This window comes from Luteimonas lutimaris (assembly GCF_039537065.1).
GTDB lineage: Bacteria > Pseudomonadota > Gammaproteobacteria > Xanthomonadales > Xanthomonadaceae > Luteimonas > Luteimonas lutimaris.
Window position 1 is genome coordinate 260,202 of record NZ_BAAAZU010000006.1, and the last position, 20,134, is coordinate 280,335.

The following is a 20,134-nucleotide window of genomic DNA, read 5'->3' on the forward strand; positions in this document are numbered from 1 at the left end:
GGGCCTCGGCGAGGCCCCTGCCGTGCATTGGATAACGGTCGTATTGCAGGAATTTGACTGTCGCGGGTCTTGCCCCGCTAGGGACGGCCCCAGCTTATTTTCGGCCGCGCTGGCGTGCTTCCATGGTGTCGGGCATCCGGTCCGCGGGGCCGGTACACGACGCAAAGTACAGAGAAGATTCGAGGAGCAACGGACAATGACAGGCATCGGCACCGACACCAACGGGATCCGGAACCCGATCAACGGGAGCCCCAACGGCGTACTTCCGGGGCAGGAGGGGCAGAAGGCGGACTACACCGTTGTCTCCGGCGATACCCTCTATGAAATCTGGCAGAACAGCGGTTGCGACTGCACCTGGGAGGAATTCCTGGCGGCCAACCAGCACATCGACAACCCGGACTGGATCTATCCCGGCGACTCGGTCTTCTACCCGGAGGCCAAGACAGACACAGGTGGTACGGGGGAGACCGGCGAGACGGGCGAAACAGGTGAGACGGGCGAGACGGGCGGCAAGGAGCAGCCGGGCAGCAACTCGCCCGAAGCGAAGGAGGTCGACCAGGCGCAGGAGGACTATGACACCGCCGTCAACAACTACAACGCCCACCCCACCGACGAGAACTGGGAAGCGGTCGGCAAGGCCCGCGAAAAGCTGGAGGCCGCCATCCTGGCCGAGGCCGAGGCCGACGTCGGCGCGCTGGATCCGCCGCCGTCCACGTACGAGGAGTACCAGCAGGAAGTGGCGAAAGCCATAGAGCGCATAGCGGCGCGCTACCCGGGTGACTCCGTCGTGGCCGCGGCCACGGAAGCGGTCGGGAGCAAGATGACGTCGGTCGAGTACCTGGAAGGGAAGTACGAGGAAGCAAGCAAGGGCCTGTCCCCGCCAGAGCAGGAAGAGGCCGGCAGAATCCTTGACCTGCTGGAGGGCGCGCGGGCGGTCCACGAGAGCCCGGAGGCGAAGCAGACGCAGTCCGCGGCGGAGAAACTCGCAGCGGCTGAAGAGAACCTCAAGACGCAGCAGAACGAAGGCACGCCGAACGAGATCAGCGAGGCGGAGGAGGACGTGGCAGAAGCGCAGCAGGAGCTGGAGGAAGCCATCGCCGCGGAGATCAATGCCAGGGTCGAGGCTGCCGGCGCTACCGATCCCGAGGAAATCGCGAAGATCGAGCAGCAGGTGCGCCAGGACATCCTCGACAGGACCGGCACCGGTTCGCAGGACGCGGTGAACGCCGCGTTCGAAGGTGCAACGCAGCTCGCACAGACCCGCCGCACCACGGACGGCGCTGCCACCGACTACGACGATGTCAAGACGGCCTTCGACAACAAGTACGGCGAGGGCAACCTCGACGGCGGCTACACGTCCATGCGGGACCGCGTCGAATCGACCAGGGGCGCGCTCAAGTCGGCCGTCGAGGCGGAAATCGCGGCCGGCATCGAGGACTACAAGGCACAGCACCCGGATGCGTCACCCGAGGAGATCGAGGCTGAAGCCAAGCGGCTTGGCGACGAAATCGTGTCCCGCAACGGCGGCAGCGAGAACGTCCAGGAGGTGGTCGACACCGTGGTGGACGACTACAACTGATCCTGCAGCTGGTTCAGCCTGCGCAAACCGGAAAGGCGCGACCACTGGCCGCGCCTTTTCCTTTGCAGGATGCAGGATGCGCGATGGACTACCAGTAGAACTGCGCCCGCGCCTCCACGATGCCCGGATCGTCGCTCACGCCCTGGCGCTCGCTGTCGACCTTCACGTAGTTCAGCGCGAACTTGAAGTTGGAGCGCCAATACCAGTTCACGCCGGCGGTCCAGGTGCTCATCTTGCCGCCCTCGACCGCGCCGTCGTTGAGGTCGATGGTGTCGTAGCGCAGCCCCAGCTGCCACAGGCCGCTGCCGGGCTGGTCGGGCAGGGGCGTGGTCGCCACTCCGCCCTTGTAGCCCCAGGTTTCGCCGGTGAGGTTCCACAGGCCCTGCAGGTAGCCGGCGGTGCTGGTGTAGTCGCTGTTGGCCAGGCGCTTGATGTCGCTGGTGTAGTACTCGCCCTGCAGCTTGAACGGGCCGCGGATCCACAGGCCTTCGAGGCTGGTGGTGGCGACGCGGTCGGCATCGGTCATGTCGCCGGCATCGACTAGGCGCACCGTGGCCAGGTCGGCATCCGGGCGTGCGCGCACGCGGAACGTGTCGGCGTCGGTGTCGTAGTTCGCGTACGCCAGGCCGAAGTGCAGGATGTTGCCCTTCTCGTTGACCGGTGCCCAGGTGCCGCGCAGGCCGTAGCCGCTGCCGTGGGCGAGGTTGCGGGTCAGCTCGCGCCCGAACCAGCTGGCCGTCACGCTCCAGTCGTCGGTGCCGAAGCCGTAGCCCGCGCCGAGCCTGCGCGCAACCGCGTAGGTGTTGGTGGCCATCGACTTGGAGATGAAGTCGTTGTTCTTGGTCGACGACAGCTCCTCCATGCTGTTGGGCTGCTTGAACTGGCCCACCTGCAGGTAGTGGCTGCCGTTGCCGCCGAGCTTGTACTTGACGTTGGTGTCGAGGAACTTGTCGGCCTTGGCGTCGTAGCCGATGACCCATTCGTAGTTGCCCGGGCCCTTGCCCTTGAGCACGATCTCGGCGCGACGCAGCTCGAATTCGCTGTCCTTGCCGTTGTTGCCGATGCCGTTGAGGTCGGCCAGGTCGTTGTCGAACCAGTTGCCGTCGGCCTGGACCAGGCCTTCGAGGGACACGTCGGAGCCGGCGATCGAGTCGATCGCGATCTCCGCGTGGGCGGCGGGGGCCGCGATCACGGCGAGCAGTGCGGCGGGGAGGAGCTTGCGGGAGAGGTTCATGGGAGGCCCGGGGCGTGGAGGGACGCCGCGCAGGCTATGGCGTGAACATTTCGTTGCGATGACAGTTTGCCGGCGTCGAAGCGGGCAATCGTGGCCTTCGCCGCCGCAACGCGCCGCGGCCAGTGGCGGATCCGTGACACTGGATGACACAGGCATGACCAAAGGCAGGGCGCGACCCGGTGCCGCGCAGGTTACCTTGCCTGATCGCGCCCGCGCCGCAGCCACGCGGCGGCGGGCATTCATGTCGCGCATGGCCGGCCACCGGCCGTGCTGTGGGGGTCGGACGATCCGGAGAGGGGGAACGATGGCTGGCAGGTTGCGTGCGTGGTGTTTCGGGGCGGGGCTGGCGGTGCTGGGCGCTGCATCGGCGGTACAGGCGGCCGAGCCGGTCGACCTCGACATGGTGTCGCGCATCCGCGACGAGGCCTTCCACCATTCGCAGGCCGCGGCGCTGCTCAAGGAGCTGACCGAAACGGTCGGGCCGCGGCTGACGAACTCGCCGGCCTACGACCACGCCAGCCGCTGGGCGGGCGACAAGCTCGGCGGCTGGGGCCTGGCCAACGTGCACGACGAGGTATACGACCCGGCGTTCGGCCGCGGCTGGGAGTTCCGTTCCGCGCGCGTGGAGATGCTGTCGCCGCGCCAGCTGCCGATCCGCGCGCTGCCCAAGGCGTGGACGCCGGGCACCGACGGTCCGGTCGAGGGTGAGGTGGTCAAGGTCGAACTGGCCAAGCAGGAGGACCTGGACGCGCAGAAGGGCAAGCTGCGCGGAAAGATCGTCCTGCTCGACGATGCACGCGCCTTCGAGCCTGCGGACAAGCCCGATTTCCGGCGCTACGACGAGGAAGCGATCGGCGAGCTGCGGACCTTCCCGGTGCCGGAAGACCGGGACGCCGGCGCGACGGACAAGCGCCTGGCCGAATTCCGCAAGCGCCAGGCCTTCGGCAAGGCGCTCAACGGGTTCCTGGTCGAGGAAGGTGCGCTCGCCACGCTGTCGATCAGTTCGCGCGACAACGGCATCCTGCGGGTGATGGGCGGCGGCTCGCGCAAGGCCGGCGAATCGGCCGGGGTGCCGGCGCTGACGGTGTCGGCCGAGCATTACAACCAGCTGGTGCGCGCGGTCGAGGGCAAGCAGGACGTGCGGCTGCGCATCGACGTGGACGCGCGCTTCACCAGCGACGACAACCTGCCGGCCACCAACACCTATGCCGAGCTTCCCGGCTCGGGCAAGGCGAACGAGCTGGTGGTCATCGGCGCGCACATGGATTCCTGGCACACGGGTACCGGCGCCAGCGACAACGGCGCGGGCGTGGTGGTGATGATGGAGGCGATGCGCATCCTCAAGGCCGTGGGCGCCAAGCCGAAACGCACCATCCGGCTGGCGCTGTGGGGCGGCGAGGAGCAGGGCCTGAACGGCTCGTCCGGCTATGTCTCGAAGTACCTGGCCGCGTACCCGGAGCCCACCGATCCGGAGCAGAAGGCGCTGCCGTCCGCGTTCCAGCGCGGGACCGGCCCGCTGCAGCGCAAGGCCAGCTACGACCGTTTCTCCACCTATTTCAACTTCGACAACGGCACCGGCCGCATCCGCGGCATCTACGCGCAGGAAAACCACGCCGTGGTGCCGATCTTCAAGGCCTGGCTGGAACCCTTCCACGACCTGGGCGCCACGGTGGTGACCACGCGCAACACCGGCAGCACCGACCACATCCCGTTCGATCGCGTCGGACTGCCGGGCTTCCAGTTCGTGCAGGACCCGGCCGACTACTTCAGCCACGTCCACCACACCGACCTGGACACCTACGACCACGTGGTGCCTGAAGACCTGAAGCAGGCCGCGGCGATCATCGCCTCGTTCGCGTACAACGCCGCGATGCGCGAAGAGCGCCTGCCGCGCAAGCCGTTCCGGGAGCGCGACGAGCAGTAGGAGCGGCTTCAGCCGCGAGCTTTTCGTTTGTCGCGGCGAAAGCTGAAACGCGACTCCGGTATCCCCTGCAAAGGTTCTTCTCCCAACCGAGAGGGCCGGGGACCGGGGATTGGAAACCGGAGACCGGCAAGAGGCTGCAGGCGACGTTGCGGATTGTCATCCCTGCGGGCCAGTAGCGGCATTCACTGGCGTGTCGCCTGTCAGCCCGGCGTCTTGTCCGCGAACCGGCACAGGTCGCGGACCACGCAGTGCGGGCAGTCGGGCTTGCGTGCCTTGCAGGTGTAGCGGCCGTGCAGGATCAGCCAGTGGTGTGCGTCGAGCCGGTAGTCCTCCGGCACGACCTTCATCAGCCGCGCCTCGACCGCGCGCACGTCCTTGCCGCGGGCAAGGCCGGTGCGGTTGGAGACGCGGAAGATGTGGGTGTCCACCGCGATGGTCGGCTCGCCGAAGGCGGTGTTGAGCACCACGTTCGCGGTCTTGCGGCCGACGCCGGGCAGGGCCTCGAGCGCCTCGCGCGTGCGCGGCACCTGGCCGTCGTGCAGGTCGAGCAGCTGCTGCGACATCGCCACCACGTTGCCGGCCTTGGCGTTGTACAGGCCGATGGTGGCGATGTACGGCTTCAGCCCCTCGACGCCGAGCGCGACCAGCTGCTGCGGCGTGTTCGCCACCGGGAACAGCCGCCGCGTGGCCTTGTTGACGCCGACGTCGGTGGCCTGCGCGGACAGGATCACCGCGACCAGCAGCTCGAACGGCGTGCCGTATTCCAGCTCGGTGGCCGGCTTCGGGTTGATTTCCTTCAGGCGTGCGAAGAACTCGCGGATCTCCGCCGCGGTCATGTTGCGGCTGCGGCGCGCGGGCCGTGCAGCGGTGCTCAAGGCTTGCCCGCCGCGCGCGCCTTCGCGCGGGCGAGCGCCGCGGCCGCGGCCGGTGGCAGCGCCGGCTTGCGCGGGCCGTGGGCGGCCGCCAACGGCGCCGCGCGTCGCTCGGCCCGTTCGGCGGCGCGGCGCTGCAGGCGCGCCGTACGGGCGCGGTAGCGTTCGCGCGCATCCCAGGCCGTGCGCAGGCGCTGCTGCGCCGCCGACACCAGCGCGCAGTCGTCGACGATGGCGCCCGCGCCCGCGCCCGCGCAGCGCGGGCAGGGTACGAATTCCATCAGTCCCGCCTCGATGGCCGTATCGACGTCGTCATCCCGCAGCAACGCGGCCAGCCGCCGCGCCTGCGCGACGCAGGCATCGTCGGAACAGTGCGCGGCCGGATCGTCTGGAAGGGCAGCCATCGCGGGCGTCAGCGGTTGCGGAATTCCGGCTTGCGGCGTTCGAGGAAGGCGCGCGTGCCTTCGCGCATGTCCTCGGTGGAGAACACCAGGCCGAACTGTGCGGCCTCGTACTCCATCGCTTCGGCCAGCGCGCAGTCGGCGCCGACGTTGACGCAGTCGAGGATGCCGCGCAGCGCCAGCGGCGCCGCGGCCGCGAGCTGTGCGGCGAGCTTCATGGTCTCGGCTTCGAGATCGGCCGCCGGCACCACGCGGTTGACGATACCCAACTGCTGCGCGCGCGCCGCGTCGATGGGGGCACCGGTCAGGCACAGCTCCAGCACCGCCGCGCGCCCGGCCAGCCGCAGCAGGCGCTGGGTGCCGCCGAAGCCGGGGATCAGGCCGAGGTTGATTTCCGGCTGGCCGACCTTCGCCGTGTCGGCGGCAATGCGCAGGTGGCAGCACATCGCCAGCTCCAGGCCGCCGCCCAGCGCGAAGCCGTTGACCATCGCGATCACCGGCTTGGGCATCTTTTCGACCCGTCGCATCATGCGCTGGCCGCGCAGCGCGAAGTCGCGGCCCTGGGCCGGGGTCAGGCCGGACATCTGGGCGATGTCCGCGCCGGCCACGAAGGCCTTGGGGCCGGCGCCGGTCAGCACCACCGCGCGGACGGCGTCGTCGTCGGCCGCAGCGTCGAAGGCGTCGTGCAGGGCATCCAGGGTGGCGGCGTCAAGCGCATTCAGCTTGTCGGGGCGGTTGACGGTGACCACGCGCACGGCGTCGCGGTCGGCGATCAGCAGGGGGGAATCGGTCATCAGGAGGTCTCGCGTGGCAGGCGGGCGCCGGCGCGCGGAACTTGTCCGGGCCGTCGCGGGTCGGAAGGCGGTCGTCAGTGGCGGTTAAGCCCTGCGACCGTTATCCTACCCCGTCCAAATGGGGCGGTTCGACCGCCCCGCTTGCTTGATGGACCCCTACACGGACCAAACCCACTGGAGATCCACCGAATGAAGTTGCGTTTGCTCGCCGCCAGCCTTGCGGCCCTGACCCTGTATGCCGGCGTCGCGTCGGCGCAGGACACCTCGTCCGAGAAAGGCCAGCTGAGCTACGCGCTCGGATACGATCTCGGCCGCAACCTGGTCGAAAGCGGTGAAGCGGTCGACATCAACACCGTGGTGAAGGCCGTGCAGGACGGCTACTCGAAGAAGGAACCGGCCGTGCCGGTCGACAAGCTGCGCACCGCGGTGCAGAACATGCAGCAGCGCCAGGTCGCCAAGGCCAAGGCCGAGTTCGAGAAGGTCTCCGCTGACAACAAGGCCAAGAGCGACGCCTTCCTCGCCCAGAACAAGGCCAAGGCCGGCGTGAAGCAGCTGGCCGGCGGCATCCAGTACCGCGAAGTCACCGCGGGCAAGGGCGCCAAGCCGACCCAGGCCAGCGAAGTGTCGATCAACTACAAGGGCTCGCTGGCTTCCGGCGGCCAGACCTTCGTCGACACCTTCAGCCCGCCCGAGGGCCAGCAGCCCGGCCCGGTGACCATGAAGGTCAGCGAGATTCCGCTGGTCGGCCTGCGCGAGGCGCTGATGCAGATGCCCGCCGGCTCGCGCTGGGAAGTCGTGCTGCCGGCCGACAAGGCGTATGGCAACACCCCGCAGTCGCCGATCGGCCCGAACCAGGCCGTCGTGTTCGACGTGCAGCTCGTCAGCGTGAAGTGAGTCACCGGCGCGCGTCATGCGCGCCCTCGCCACCGCGCCATCCCCGCATCGGCGGGGACCCGGTGGTTCCGGTTTCCCGCCGATCCCGGCAGCGGCACGCCGACGCGGGAAACGTCGGATCATCGCTCCACCAGGCTGCGTCGATCCACGTCGACGCAGCCTTTTTCTTGCGCGGGCATCGCCGCGCACCGAGTAGAGAAACAATGGATTCCCCGTTCCGCGCCGTGCTCAGTCCCTGCATCGGCGTGTGCACCATTGCCGAAGACGGCTACTGCGACGGTTGCCACCGGACCACGGCCGAAATCTCGCGATGGATCCAGATGGGCGACGACGAACGCCTGCGGCTGATGGAGGACGTGCTTCCGGAACGCGAAGCGCGGCGCAGCCGGTGACCGGCCGCAGCCGGCACCCCGACGGCCTGACCCTTCCGCGCCTGCGCGAAGCCCTGCATCCGCTCGCCGACCTGCCCGCGGGCAGTGGCTGGAACCATGACGAACTGGCCGACCTGCTGGCCGCGGACGCGCGTCTGGCCGATGCCGCCGTGCTGGTACCGCTGGTCCCGCGCGGTTCCGGGCTGGGCGTCGTGCTCACCCGCCGCACCGACGCGCTGCGCCACCATCCGGGGCAGGTGAGCTTTCCCGGCGGCCGGGTCGAGGACGACGACGCCGACCTGGTCGCCGCCGCGCTGCGCGAGGCGCAGGAGGAAGTGGGACTCGCGCGTTCGCAGGCGCAGCCGCTGGGCTACCTCGATCCTCTGGCGACGATCACCGGCTTCCGCGTGCTGCCGGTGGTGGCGCGGATCGACCCGGACTTCGTGGCCGTGCCCGATCCGGCCGAAGTCTCGGACGTATTCGAGGTGCCGCTGGACTGGCTGATGTCGCCGGGCAACCTGCGCAACATCGCGATGGACTATCGTGGCAGGCGGCGCGAGGTGTTCGAGTTCCTGCGCCCGCCAAGCGCGCCCGGCCAGCGCATCTGGGGCGCGACCGCGTCGATCCTCTACAACCTGCGCCAACGACTGGAGCGACTGCCATGACCGCGCCGTGGACCACGCTGGTGGATGCCGGAACGCTCGCCGGAGAGCTGGGTCGCGACGACCTGGTGATCCTCGACTGCCGCTTTTCGCTGGCCGCGCCGGAGGACGGTCCTGCCGCGTACGCCGAGTCGCACCTGCCCGGCGCGCGCTACGCGCACCTGGACCGGGACCTGTCGGACCACCGCAAGCAGGGCGGTGGACGCCACCCGTGGCCCGACGCGGACGCTTTCAATGCGCGCCTGGGCGACTGGGGCGTGACCGCCGCGCACCAGGTCGTGGCCTACGACGACGGCGACGGTGCCCACGCCGCGCGGCTGTGGTTCCTGCTGCGCGCGATCGGCCACCAGCGCGCCGCGGTACTCGATGGCGGCTGGGCGCACTGGATGGCGCTCGGACTGCCCACCGAAACCGGCACGCAGCGCGACATCACGCGCGTCGCCCGCGACGGGCGTTTCGACGCCGCGCGCCTGCTCGACGCGGCGCAGGTGCAAGCGCACCTGGCCGGCGGCGGGATGCTGGTCGACGCCCGCGCACGCGAGCGCTTCCGCGGCGACGTCGAACCGATCGACCGCGTCGGCGGCCACGTGCCCGGCGCGGTCAACCGGCCTTACGCCGCCAACCTCGTGGAGGGCCGCTTCAAGCCGCGCGAACAGCTGGCCGGGGAGTTTGCCGAACTGCTCGATGAACACGACGCTTCCAACACCGTGGTGATGTGTGGTTCCGGCGTCACCGCCTGCCACCATCTGCTGGCGATGGAATACGCCGGCCTGCCGGGCGCGAAGCTGTTCACCGGCTCGTGGAGCGGCTGGATCGAGGACCCGGCGCGACCGGTGGCGAAGGGCGACGCCTAGGGCCGGCTCCGGCTCACTTGCCCAGCTTTGCCACCAGCGCCTGCAACCCGGCCTGCGTGTCGGGATCGTTCCACGCGTCGATGAAACGATCGAGTTCGATGTTCTCCGGCCGCAGCGCCTCGACGATATCGGCGCGTGCGATCGCGCGCGTGGCCAGCACCGGCTTGCGCGGCAGCTGCAGCAGTTCTTCCAGCCACGCCAGCGCGCGCGCCGGCACGCTGTCGATGTCGGTGAGTTCGTCCACCAGTCCGATCGCCAGCGCCTGCTGCGCTTCCAGCATCTCGCCGGACACCAGCAGCCGCTCGGCGCGGTGCGCACCGACCACGCGTCGCATCAGGTGCTGGATGCCCACCGGTGCGACCAGGCCGACCCGGGTTTCGTTCAGGCCGATGCGGTACGGGCCGTCCGCCATGACGCGGTAGTCGCAGCACAGCGCCAGCACGCAGCCGCCGGCCGGCGCGTGGCCGTTGAGCGCCGCCGCCACCGGGACCGGGCAGGCGGCCAGTTCGCGCGCGGCGAGGAAGAACTGTTCCCACGCCGCCTTCAGCGCGTTGCGGTCGGGCAGGGTGAGCAGGAAAGGCACGTCGAGCCCGGCCGAAAACACCTTCGGTCCGCCGGAAAGGACGATCCCGTCCACGCCGTCCGCCACCGCCTGGCGGATCGTCTCGGCCAGCTGTGCGCAGAGCATCGGATCGAGCGCGTTGACCGGCGCGCGGTCGAGCCGGAGTTCGCGGATGTCGCCGTGGTCGATGCGCTTGATCAAAGTTGTCATGCCGCTCCTTGTGGAATGCCGCTTCGGGCCGGAATTCAGGGGGAACGGCTATCATAGGCGCATGGGCATGCATCGAATTCTCGCCACACTCGCGCTCGCATCCGCCTGCGCGCTGGCCGTTGCTTCTTCCCCCGCATCCGCGCGCGACTGCAAGCCGCAGGTGCGCGAAGGCTGGGTGCGGCTGGGCCCGGCGGGGATGCCGATGATGGCCGGCTTCGGCCGCATCGAGAACGCCTGCGCGACGCCGGTCACCATCACCGGCGCGAGCAGCCCGGCATTCGGCAGCGTCGAGCTGCACGAGACGCGGCTGGTCGATGGCGTCAACCGCATGCGCCATCTGCAGGAACTGCGCATCGCGCCCGGCGACGCGGCGGTGCTCAAGCCCGGCGGCATGCACCTGATGCTGATGCAGCCGCACGCGCAGCTGAAGGCGGGGAGCCGGGTGGTGGTGTCGTTCGCGCTGTCGGGCGGCGGCGAACTGCTCGGCGAGTTCGAGGTGCGCAAGCCCGACGCGCTGTAGCCGCGCGCCGGGGACCGCTATCCCGCCGCGACGCGGCGCACCACGTCCGGCAGCGCCGTCGGCCGCCCGCTGGCACGATCCACCCACACCATCACCACGTGCCCGTCGGCGTGCAGCGTGGCGCCGTCCGCGCTGGCGATGACATGGCCGATGGTCACGCTGCTGTTGCCGACGCGATCGGCGAACAGCTCGACGACGACGTCGGAGGGGTAGGGAATCGGCACCCGGTAGTTCATCTGCACCGCCGCCAGCAGCGGCGCGGTGGCGTCGGTCACCCAGTCCTCGCCCAGCGACTCGAACCAGCGGATCCGCGCCTCCTCGAGGTAGGTCATGAAGTTCGAGTTGTTGACGTGGTTGAACGCGTCCAGGTCGCGCCAGCGCAGCGCGATCGGCAAGCGGTACAGCGCCGTGCGGCCGTCGTCCCGGCTCATGCCGCGGACTTCCTGCGCGAGGCGGCCTTCTTCGCCGCCTTGGCAGCCCCGGGCTTGCCCCTGGACTTGCCTGCGGTCGCGGGCTTGTCCATGCCCAGCGACTTGGCGAGGAACTGGCCGGTGTAGGACTGCGGCATCGTCGCCAGGTCCTCCGGCGTGCCCTCGGCGATGATCATGCCGCCGCGGTGGCCGCCCTCGGGGCCGAGGTCCACCACCCAGTCGGCGGTCTTGATCACGTCCAGATTGTGCTCGATGACGACGATGGTGTTGCCGTCGTCGCGCAGCCTGTGCAGCACCGCGAGCAGGTGCTCGATGTCGTGGAAGTGCAGGCCGGTGGTGGGCTCGTCGAGGATGTAGAGCGTGCGTCCGGTATCCCTTCGGGAAAGCTCCTTCGACAGCTTCACCCGCTGCGCCTCGCCGCCCGACAGCGTGGTCGCCGGCTGGCCGAGCTTGATGTAGCTCAGGCCCACGTCGAGCAGGGTTTCGAGCTTGCGCGCGATCGACGGCACCGGCTCGAACAGCTTCAACGCGTCCTCGACCGTCATCTCCAGCACGTCGTGGATGCTGTAGCCCTTGTAGAGGATTTCCAGCGTCTCGCGGTTGTAGCGCTTGCCGCCGCAGACGTCGCAGGGCACGTACACGTCGGGCAGGAAGTGCATCTCGACCTTGATCAGGCCGTCGCCCTGGCAGGCCTCGCAGCGGCCACCGCGCACGTTGAACGAGAAGCGCCCGGGCGAATAGCCGCGCGCGCGCGATTCCGGGACCTGCGCGAACAGCTCGCGCAGCGGCGTGAACAGGCCGGTGTAGGTCGCCGGGTTCGAGCGCGGGGTGCGGCCGATCGGCGACTGGTTGATGTCCACCACCTTGTCGAACAGGTCCAGTCCCTTCACCCCGCGGTGCGGCGCGGGCTTGTGCGAGGCGCCGTTGATCTCGTTGGCGGCCAGCTTGTACAGGGTGTCGTTGACCAGTGTCGACTTGCCCGAACCGGACACGCCGGTGACCGCGGTGAACAGTCCCGCGGAAATCGTCAGGTCGACGTCCTTGAGGTTGTTGCCCGACGCGCCGAGCAGTTTGAGCTGCATCTTCGCGTTGCCCTTGTGGCGGCGCTGGGGCACGTCGATCCGCTTCTTGCCGCTGAGGTATTGCCCGGTCAGCGAGCGCGGCGCCTCGAGTACGTCGGCGTAGCTGCCCTCGGCGACGACTTCGCCGCCGTGCACGCCCGCGCCAGGGCCGATGTCGACGATGTGGTCGGCCAGCCGGATCGCGTCCTCGTCGTGCTCGACCACGATCACCGTGTTGCCCAGGTCGCGCAGGCGGGTGAGGGTGCCGAGCAGGCGCTCGTTGTCGCGCTGGTGCAGGCCGATGGACGGTTCGTCGAGCACGTACATCACGCCGACCAGGCCGGCGCCGATCTGCGAGGCCAGGCGGATGCGCTGCGCCTCGCCGCCGGACAGGGTGTCGGCCTTGCGCTCGAGGGTCAGGTAGTCCAGGCCCACGTCGACCAGGAAGGTCAGCCGCTCGCGGATTTCCTTGACGATCTTGGTCGCGATCTCGCCGCGCCAGCCCGGCAGCTGCATCGAACCGAAGAACGCCAGCGCCTCGTCGATCGGCAGCACCACCAGCTCCGGCAGCGGCCGGTCGGCGACGAACACGTTGCGCGCGGCGGCGTTCAAGCGCGCGCCACCGCACTCGGGGCAGGGGCGCTCGCTGATGTATTTGGACAGCTCCTCGCGTACCGCGGCCGACTCGGTCTCGCGGTAGCGGCGTTCGAGGTTGGGCACGATGCCTTCGAACTTGTGCTTGCGCTGGGTGCGGCCGCCGGCGTCGGTCAGGTAGCTGAAGGTGATCGTGTCCTTGCCGCTGCCGAACAGCACCGCCTGGCGCGAGGCTTCGGTCAGCTCGTTCCAGGGCGTGTCGACGCTGAAGCCGAAGTGCTTGGCCAGCGACTGGATCAGCTGGAAGTAGTAGGCGTTGCGCCGGTCCCAGCCGCGCACCGCGCCGGCGGCCAGCGACAGCTCGGGGTGCACGACCACGCGCGCCGGGTCGAAGAACTGCGACACGCCCAAGCCGTCGCAGCCGGGGCAGGCGCCGACCGGGGAGTTGAACGAGAACAGGCGCGGTTCGAGCTCCGGCAACGCGTAGTCGCACACCGGGCAGCTGTACTTGGACGAGAACAGCAGCGGCTCGGCCTTGTCGTCGTCGAGCGACTGCACCGTGGCCATGCCGTCGCCGAGCTTGAGCGCGGTCTCGAAGGACTCGGCCAGGCGCTGCTTGAGGTCCTCGCGCACCTTGAAGCGGTCGATCACCGCTTCGATGGTGTGCTTCTGGCGCAATGCCAGCGGCGGCACGGCGTCGATCTCGTGCAGCACGCCGTCCACGCGCACGCGCACGTAACCCTGCGCGCGCAGCTGCTCGAACACCTGCGCATGCTCGCCCTTGCGCTCGCGGATCACCGGCGCCAGCAGCATCCAGCGCTGTTCGGCGGTCTTGGTGTCGTTGCCCAGCGCCAGCACCTGGTCGACCATCTGGCTGACGGTCTGCGCCTCCAGCGGGTAGCCGTGGTCCGGGCAGCGCGGCAGGCCCACGCGCGCGTACAGCAGGCGCAGGTAGTCGTAGATCTCGGTGATGGTGCCCACGGTCGAGCGCGGGTTGTGCGAGGTCGATTTCTGCTCGATCGAGATCGCGGGCGACAGGCCCTCGATGGTGTCGAGGTCGGGTTTCTCCATCACGCTCAGGAACTGCCGCGCGTAGGCCGACAGCGACTCGACGTAGCGGCGCTGGCCTTCGGCGTAGATCGTGTCGAACGCCAGCGACGACTTGCCCGAGCCGGACAGCCCGGTGATCACGATCAGCTGGTCGCGCGGCAGGTCGAGGTCGATGTTCTTGAGATTGTGGGTACGGGCTCCGCGGATGCGGATGGTGTCCATCGCCATCGGGGGTGGGGACCTTGGAAGCGGGGGAGGCGGCCGGCGGCGGAATCGCGACCGAACAGGGGAGCGTAGCGAGCCACCGATTTGGGGGCAAATGACGGGAAATGCCAGTTTGGCGTGCCGGCGTCGCAGCCGGTGCGATGCGGGGCGTTCAGCCGACGCTTTATCTGGGAAGCCGGCTGGATCGCCCGCCTGTAGTTGATGCAGCGGCGGCACGCGGCCGGGCGGGACGGGCCTCGCTTTTCGCTCAGTCAGGGCATCCTGCCCTGATTCGCGCGCCGGCCATCCATGGCCGGCTTGACGCGAGGCCCGCCCCGCCCAGCCGCTCGGGTCGCTTCTGGACGCCTTTGGAGTCAGAAGAGCCAGCACCCTCACAGAGCGAGTGGAACGCCCCGGGGCTGCGTCCAGCGCCATGGTGCATGCCCCGAGTCAGGGGAAGAGCCTGCTCCGCGGGAGGGGTTGCCCTGATCGAGACAAGAGCAGCCTCCGGGCTTTCCGCCCGTGGGCCGGCACACCCGATCCCGGTCAGTCCAGTGTTGGGCCAGTTGACCCTAACCCCATGAAACCCCTACAATTCCGCTTCTGTCCGCCCTCGATGGTGGCCAGGTCAAAGAAGAACTACAGAAGATCCACGACATCAGGAAATCGCAAACATGTACGCAGTTCTGGTCACCGGCGGTAAGCAATACCGCGTGATGAAGGGCGAGACGCTCCGCGTCGAGCTGCTTGGCGAACACGAGGCCGGCAAGGAAATCACGTTCGACAACGTGCTCATGCTCGGCGATGGCGACGGCATCAAGCTCGGCGACGCGCTCAAGGGCGCCAGCGTCAGCGCCAAGGTCGTCGGCCACGGTCGCGCCGACAAGATCCGCATCGTCAAGTTCCGCCGCCGCAAGCACCATCGCAAGCAGATGGGCCACCGGCAGCACTACACCGAAATCGAGATCACCGGCATCGCCGGTGGCGACAAGCAGTAAGGAGAAGCAGCCATGGCACATAAAAAGGGCGTAGGTTCCTCGCGCAACGGCCGCGACTCCAACCCGAAATACCTCGGCGTGAAGATCTATGGTGGCCAGGCCATCGAGGCCGGCAACATCATCGTCCGCCAGCGCGGCACCCAGTTCCATCCGGGCATGGGCGTCGGCCTCGGCCGCGACCACACCCTGTTCGCGCTCGTCGACGGCAAGGTCGAGTTCGCGGTCAAGGGCCCGAAGAAGCGCCGCACGGTCAGCGTCGTCGCCGCGGGATAACGCGCGCGACGCCGCAACAGCGAGAGGCCCCGCTTCGGCGGGGTTTCTTGTTTTTGCCCGGAACAACGGGCGTGATGGAGCGGGAATGAAGGACGGGAATGGGGAACGATCCATTTCTGTCGCCGGCTGCCTGCCGACGCCCGTACCAGCGACCGTCTAAACTTCGTTCCCGCTTCACATTCCCGCTCTATCACTCCCGCTCAACCATTCCCGGCTCCTGCCCATGAAACTCGTCGACGAAGCCGAAATCACCGTCACTGCCGGCAACGGCGGCAACGGCTGCGTGGGATTCCGCCGCGAGAAGTTCATCCCGCTGGGCGGCCCTGACGGCGGCGACGGCGGCGACGGCGGCAGCGTGTGGCTGGAGGCGTCGGAAAACCTCAACACCCTGGTCGACTTCCGCCACCAGAAGCAGTTCCGCGCCCAGCGCGGCGAGAACGGTATGGGCCAGCAGCGCTACGGCAAGGGTGGCGAGGATGCGGTGATCGTCGTCCCGGTCGGCACCGAGGTCATCAACGTCGCCACCGACGAGGTGATCGGCGACATGACCCGGCATGGCGATCGCCTGCTGGTGGCCAAGGGCGGCAAGGGCGGCCTTGGCAACATGCATTTCAAGAGCTCCACCAACCGCGCGCCGCGGCAGTTCACGCCCGGCGAGGAGGGCGAGGAGCGCCTGCTGCGGCTGGAGCTCAAGCTGCTGGCCGACGTCGGCCTGCTGGGCTTCCCCAACGCCGGCAAGAGCACCCTGATCCGCGCCGTGTCCGCGGCCACGCCGAAGGTGGCCGACTACCCGTTCACCACCCTGTACCCGAACCTGGGCGTGGTCAGCGTCGAGCCCGGCCGCAGCTTCGTGATCGCCGACATCCCCGGCCTGATCGAGGGCGCGGCCGATGGCGCCGGCCTGGGCAGCCTGTTCCTGCGCCACGTGCAGCGCACGCGGCTGCTGCTGCACCTGGTCGACATCGCGCCGATGGAGACCGGTGTCGAGGCCGAACCGGCCGAGCAGGTGCGCGCGATCGAGGCCGAACTGCGCAAATACGATCCGGCGATGCTGGACAAGCCGCGCTGGCTGGTGCTCAACAAGGCCGACCTGATGTTCGAGGACGAGGCGCGGGCCAAGGCGGAGGAAATCGTCGCCGGGCTCGGCTGGGAGCAGCCGTGGTTCCTGGTCTCGGCGATCGGGCGCGAAGGCACCTGGCCGGTCATGCTGGAAGTGCAGGCGTTCTTCGACCGCCTGCGCGCGGACGCGCTGGAAGAGGCCGCCGCCGCCGGCACGCTGCCGGCGGGCCGGGATGCGGACTGAGGTGACGCAGGTGCCGATGCAGGGCCGCGCGCCGTTCCGCATGCGCGGGGACGCTGGCCTGCAGGCAGCAAAAACCCGGCGCAGGCCGGGTTTTTCGATGATCGCCACCGCCCGGCCGCGAAGCCGGGCGCTGCGGGATCAGGCGGCCTTGAGCGCCTTGATGCGCGCGGTCAGGCGGCTCTTGTGGCGGGCGGCCTTGTTCTTGTGGATCAGGCCGCGGGCGCTGAACCGGTCGAGCAGCGGCTGCGCCGCGTTGAAGGCTTCCTGGGCGCCGGCGGCGTCGTTGGCGTCGAGCGCCTTGATCACTTTCTTGACGGCGGTGCGCAGCATCGAACGCTGGCTGTTGTTGCGCATGTTGCGCACGACGGCCTGCTTGGCGCGCTTCTTGGAGGACTTGATGTTGGCCACAATGAATTCCTGGATGGCCCGGACATGCCGGGTTTGAGCGTTGGGCGGGGAAACGAACGGGAAATTATGGGCAATTCAGGGGCTTGCGTCAACAACCCGGCAGGACCGGGAGGCAACCGGTGAGCGCGCCGGACCCGGCCGCCGCCGCACCCCGGCGCGTGGGCCTGCTGCGCTCGACCGCGGTGTTCAGCGCGATGACCTTCCTGTCGCGCGTCAGCGGCCTGGTCCGCGACCAGGTCTACGCGGCGGTGTTCGGCGCCAGCCCGGCGATGGACGCCTTCGTGGTGGCGTTCAGGATCCCCAACTTCATGCGCCGGCTGTCGGCCGAGGGCTCGTTCTCGATGGCCTTCGTGCCGGTGCTGTCCGAGTACAAGAGCCGCCACGGCCAGGACGCGGTGAAGGCGCTGGTCGACCGGGTCGCCGGTACCCTGACCGCTTTCCTGCTGGTGCTCACCGCCGCGGCGGTGCTGCTGGCGCCGTGGATCATGCCGGTGTTCGCGCCCGGCTTCGGCGCCGGCACCGAGCAGGGCAGGCTGGCCGCGGAGATGCTGCGGATCACCTTCCCGTACGCGCTGTTCATCTCGCTGGCGTCGATGGCCGGCGGCATCCTCAACAGCTACGGGCGCTTTGCGATCCCGGCGCTGTCGCCGGTGCTGATGAACCTGTCGATGATCGCAGCGGCGCTGTGCCTGGCGCCGCTGCTGCAGTCGTGGGGCTACGACCCGGTGCTGGCGCTGGCCTGGGGCGTGTTCGCCGCCGGCATCCTGCAGTTGGGCTTCCAGCTGCCTTCGCTGGCGAAGCTGGGCCTGCTGCCGCGTCCGCGTTGGGGCGTGGCGCACGCCGGCGTGCGCAAGATCATGAAGCTGATGGTGCCGACCCTGTTTGGCGCCTCGGTGGCGCAGGTCAACCTGCTGCTGAACACCATCGTTGCCTCGTTCCTGATCGGCGGCAGCGTGACCTGGCTGTACTACACCGACCGGTTGCTGGAGTTCCCGCTGGGCATGTTCGGCGTCGCCATCGGCACGGTGATCCTGCCGCACCTGTCCAGCCGCCACGCTTCGACCGACCCGGAAGGCTTTTCGAAGGCGCTCGACTGGGGCTTCCGGCTGTGCCTGCTGATCGGCGTGCCCGCCTGCCTGGGACTGATGCTGTGCGCCGAGCCGCTGATCGCGACCCTCTTTCAGCACGGCAACTTCAGCGCCCACGACACCGCGATGGCGCGCCTGAGCCTGGTGGCGCAGGCCACGGCGGTGCCGGCGTTTCTGCTGGTGAAGGTGCTGGCGCCGGCGTTCTATTCGCGCCAGGACACGAAAACGCCGGTGAAGGCGGCCGTGGTGGCGGTAATCGGCAACGCGCTGTTCACGGTGCTGCTCATGGCCGGCCTGCTGTTGGTCACCGGGCCCGGCCGTGAGGCGCTGGAGGCGTCCGGCGGCAGGCCGTTCGAGGCGCTGGGCCGGATTCCTGGCGCGCACGCCTGCCTGGCGCTGGCGATCGCGCTGGCCGGCTGGCTCAACGCGATCCAGCTGTGGTGGTACCTGCGGCGGGCGCAGGTGTACGCGGTGCAGCCGGGCTGGCGACGCTTCCTGCGGCAGTTGCTGGTGGCCGCCGTGGTGCTGGCGGTGGTGGTGGCGGCCGTGCTGTGGCAGTGGCAGGACTGGACCATCTGGCCGTGGTGGGAGCGAATCTGGCGGCTGGCGATGGTGGTCGGCGCCGGCGCGCTGGCCTACGCCTCGGCGCTGTGGCTGCAGGGCATCCGCCCGCGCGACCTGCGGCACTGACGGCCTTGGGTTTGTTGCGCCGCAGCTATACTTTTCGACTTCGGGCGACGCGAATCCCTCGCGGCGACCGGTCTTCCACGACCGGGCGGCCCCACATCGAGATCCCATGAACCGGCTGTTCCGCGACGTCGAAGGCGGGCCCCTGTGCCCCGACGGCAGCGTGGCCTGCATCGGCGCCTTCGACGGCCTGCACCTGGGCCATCGCGCGCTGCTGCGCCACGCGGTCGGGCGCGCGCGCGCGCTGGGCGTGCCGATGGTGGCGCTGAGCTTCGAGCCGCTGCCGCGCGAATTCTTCGCCAGGGGCGAGCCGCCGCCGCGGCTGCAGCTGCCGCGTGCGCGGTTCGAGGGCATGCGTGCGCTGGGCGCGGACCTGGTCGGCCTGCTGCGTTTCAACGACCGCATGACGCAGATGAGCGCGGAGGAATTCGTGCGCCGGGTGCTGGTCGACCGCCTTGCGGTGCGCGAGGTGCACGTCGGCCCGGACTTCCGCTTCGGCCACCGCCGCGCCGGCGACCTGGCCACGCTGCAGCGCGAGGGCGCCGCGCACGGCTTCACCGCCGGGGCCATCGCGACGGTGGACCTCGACGGCGGGCGCGTGTCCAGCACCCGCATCCGCGCCGCGCTGCAGGCCGGCGATTTCGACACCGCCACGCGCCTGCTCGGCGCGCCGTACGCGATTTCCGGGCGCGTGGTGCACGGGCGCCAGCTCGGGCGCACGCTGGGCTATCCCACCGCCAACCTGCGCTTCGACGGCAAGCGGCCGGCGCTGTCGGGCGTGTACGCGACCCGGGTGCACGGCGTCGGCGATGCGCCGTGGCCGTCGGTATCGAGCTTCGGCACCCGGCCCACGGTGGGCGGCGTGGAGCCGCTGCTGGAGGCGCACCTGTTCGATTTCGACGGCGACCTGTACGGTCGCAGGATCGAAGTCGAGTTCGTCGCCAGGCTGCGCGACGAGGAAAAATTCCCCGACCTGCCGGCGCTGGTCGCGCAGATGGACCGCGACGCCCGCCAGGCGCGCGATATCCTCGGCGCGGAGCAGGCCTGCACCGTGCATGCGCGCTGAGCGCAGGCACCCCCCATGAAACAACCACAGCGGCGACGAGTGTGAGCGCAGACAAGACCAGCAAGCCCGACAACCCGTACAAGGCCACCCTGCA

18 protein-coding genes and 1 pseudogene are annotated in these 20,134 nt (G+C 69.3%); 11 read left to right on the plus strand and 8 right to left on the minus strand.

The features are described 5' to 3' along the window. The first annotated feature begins 196 nt into the window (after positions 1-196). Positions 197-1,579: a LysM peptidoglycan-binding domain-containing protein gene (locus tag ABD679_RS07755; RefSeq protein ID WP_344759381.1), complete on the plus strand. Its 1,383-nt coding sequence runs from the start codon at positions 197-199 to the stop codon at positions 1,577-1,579. A gap of 88 nt (positions 1,580-1,667) precedes the next feature. Here the strand turns inward: ABD679_RS07755 and ABD679_RS07760 are convergent, their stop codons facing one another. Continuing rightward, positions 1,668-2,813: an OprO/OprP family phosphate-selective porin gene (locus ABD679_RS07760; protein WP_344759383.1), complete on the minus strand. Its 1,146-nt coding sequence runs from the start codon at positions 2,811-2,813 to the stop codon at positions 1,668-1,670. Positions 2,814-3,117: 304 nt separating this feature from the next. Between ABD679_RS07760 and ABD679_RS07765 the strand changes: the two genes are divergently transcribed. Beyond that, positions 3,118-4,737, plus strand: a complete 1,620-nt coding sequence (locus ABD679_RS07765) for a M28 family metallopeptidase (RefSeq protein WP_344759384.1) — start codon at positions 3,118-3,120, stop codon at positions 4,735-4,737. 200 nt (positions 4,738-4,937) lie between these two features. On the opposite strand, the gene nth is transcribed toward ABD679_RS07765, so the two are convergent. Genes nth through ABD679_RS07780 form a run of 3 tightly spaced genes read right to left on the minus strand, consistent with a single transcriptional unit; the run spans position 4,938 to position 6,804 of the window. Beyond that, positions 4,938-5,573: an endonuclease III gene (gene nth, locus ABD679_RS07770; RefSeq protein ID WP_344759560.1), complete on the minus strand. Its 636-nt coding sequence runs from the start codon at positions 5,571-5,573 to the stop codon at positions 4,938-4,940. A 35-nt stretch (positions 5,574-5,608) separates the two neighbouring features. Continuing rightward, positions 5,609-6,013: a hypothetical protein gene (locus ABD679_RS07775; protein ID WP_344759385.1), complete on the minus strand. Its 405-nt coding sequence runs from the start codon at positions 6,011-6,013 to the stop codon at positions 5,609-5,611. A gap of 8 nt (positions 6,014-6,021) precedes the next feature. Beyond that, complete coding sequence (locus ABD679_RS07780; protein WP_344759386.1) at positions 6,022-6,804, minus strand: enoyl-CoA hydratase/isomerase family protein; 783 nt, start codon at positions 6,802-6,804, stop codon at positions 6,022-6,024. Between the two features lie 189 nt (positions 6,805-6,993). Here ABD679_RS07780 and ABD679_RS07785 point away from each other — a divergent pair, with 189 nt between their 5' ends. The 3 genes and pseudogenes from ABD679_RS07785 to ABD679_RS07795 all read left to right on the plus strand — a co-directional run bounded on the left by ABD679_RS07785 (position 6,994) and on the right by ABD679_RS07795 (position 9,585). Further along, positions 6,994-7,698 carry an FKBP-type peptidyl-prolyl cis-trans isomerase N-terminal domain-containing protein gene (locus ABD679_RS07785; protein WP_344759387.1) on the plus strand — a complete coding sequence of 235 codons (705 nt, stop codon included), beginning with the start codon at positions 6,994-6,996 and terminating at the stop codon, positions 7,696-7,698. Between the two features lie 203 nt (positions 7,699-7,901). Next, positions 7,902-8,734 (plus strand): annotated as a pseudogene (locus ABD679_RS07790) (NUDIX hydrolase). Further along, complete coding sequence (locus tag ABD679_RS07795) at positions 8,731-9,585, plus strand: sulfurtransferase (protein ID WP_344759388.1); 855 nt, start codon at positions 8,731-8,733, stop codon at positions 9,583-9,585. The pseudogene ABD679_RS07790 and the gene ABD679_RS07795 overlap by 4 nt, the downstream one beginning before the upstream one ends. A gap of 13 nt (positions 9,586-9,598) precedes the next feature. Here ABD679_RS07795 and ABD679_RS07800 read toward each other — a convergent pair whose 3' ends face one another. Beyond that, entirely contained in the window at positions 9,599-10,357 is a 759-nt protein-coding gene (locus ABD679_RS07800; protein ID WP_344759389.1) for an enoyl-CoA hydratase/isomerase family protein, read from the minus strand. A 67-nt stretch (positions 10,358-10,424) separates the two neighbouring features. Here ABD679_RS07800 and ABD679_RS07805 point away from each other — a divergent pair, with 67 nt between their 5' ends. Continuing rightward, the gene (locus ABD679_RS07805) at positions 10,425-10,877 is read left to right on the plus strand and encodes a copper chaperone PCu(A)C (protein ID WP_344759390.1); all 453 of its coding nucleotides are present in this window, start codon (positions 10,425-10,427) and stop codon (positions 10,875-10,877) included. 17 nt (positions 10,878-10,894) lie between these two features. On the opposite strand, the gene ABD679_RS07810 is transcribed toward ABD679_RS07805, so the two are convergent. Together ABD679_RS07810 and uvrA are read right to left on the minus strand one after the other, a co-directional pair. Further along, positions 10,895-11,308, minus strand: a complete 414-nt coding sequence (locus ABD679_RS07810) for an acyl-CoA thioesterase (RefSeq protein WP_344759391.1) — start codon at positions 11,306-11,308, stop codon at positions 10,895-10,897. After that, positions 11,305-14,241, minus strand: coding sequence for an excinuclease ABC subunit UvrA (gene uvrA / locus ABD679_RS07815; protein ID WP_344759392.1), 2,937 nt, complete (start codon positions 14,239-14,241; stop codon positions 11,305-11,307). Before uvrA ends, ABD679_RS07810 begins: the two co-directional genes overlap by 4 nt. Before the next feature lie 650 nt (positions 14,242-14,891). Between uvrA and rplU the strand changes: the two genes are divergently transcribed. From rplU to obgE, 3 genes are all read left to right on the plus strand, one after another. Next, positions 14,892-15,215: a 50S ribosomal protein L21 gene (rplU, locus tag ABD679_RS07820; protein WP_344759393.1), complete on the plus strand. Its 324-nt coding sequence runs from the start codon at positions 14,892-14,894 to the stop codon at positions 15,213-15,215. Between the two features lie 12 nt (positions 15,216-15,227). After that, the gene (gene rpmA, locus ABD679_RS07825) at positions 15,228-15,488 is read left to right on the plus strand and encodes a 50S ribosomal protein L27 (protein WP_344759394.1); all 261 of its coding nucleotides are present in this window, start codon (positions 15,228-15,230) and stop codon (positions 15,486-15,488) included. Positions 15,489-15,711: 223 nt separating this feature from the next. Further along, positions 15,712-16,791: a GTPase ObgE gene (gene obgE, locus ABD679_RS07830; RefSeq protein ID WP_344759395.1), complete on the plus strand. Its 1,080-nt coding sequence runs from the start codon at positions 15,712-15,714 to the stop codon at positions 16,789-16,791. A 138-nt stretch (positions 16,792-16,929) separates the two neighbouring features. Here obgE and rpsT read toward each other — a convergent pair whose 3' ends face one another. Next, positions 16,930-17,199 (minus strand): 30S ribosomal protein S20, encoded by a 270-nt coding sequence (gene rpsT / locus ABD679_RS07835; RefSeq protein WP_344759396.1) that lies wholly within the window; start codon positions 17,197-17,199, stop codon positions 16,930-16,932. 119 nt (positions 17,200-17,318) lie between these two features. On the opposite strand from rpsT, the gene murJ reads away from it, so the two are divergent. Together murJ and ABD679_RS07845 are read left to right on the plus strand one after the other, a co-directional pair. Beyond that, positions 17,319-18,977 (plus strand): murein biosynthesis integral membrane protein MurJ, encoded by a 1,659-nt coding sequence (gene murJ / locus ABD679_RS07840; protein WP_344759397.1) that lies wholly within the window; start codon positions 17,319-17,321, stop codon positions 18,975-18,977. A gap of 106 nt (positions 18,978-19,083) precedes the next feature. After that, a complete protein-coding gene (locus ABD679_RS07845) occupies positions 19,084-20,040 on the plus strand; it encodes a bifunctional riboflavin kinase/FAD synthetase (RefSeq protein ID WP_344759398.1) in 957 nt (318 codons plus the stop codon). The last annotated feature ends 94 nt before the right edge of the window (positions 20,041-20,134 follow it).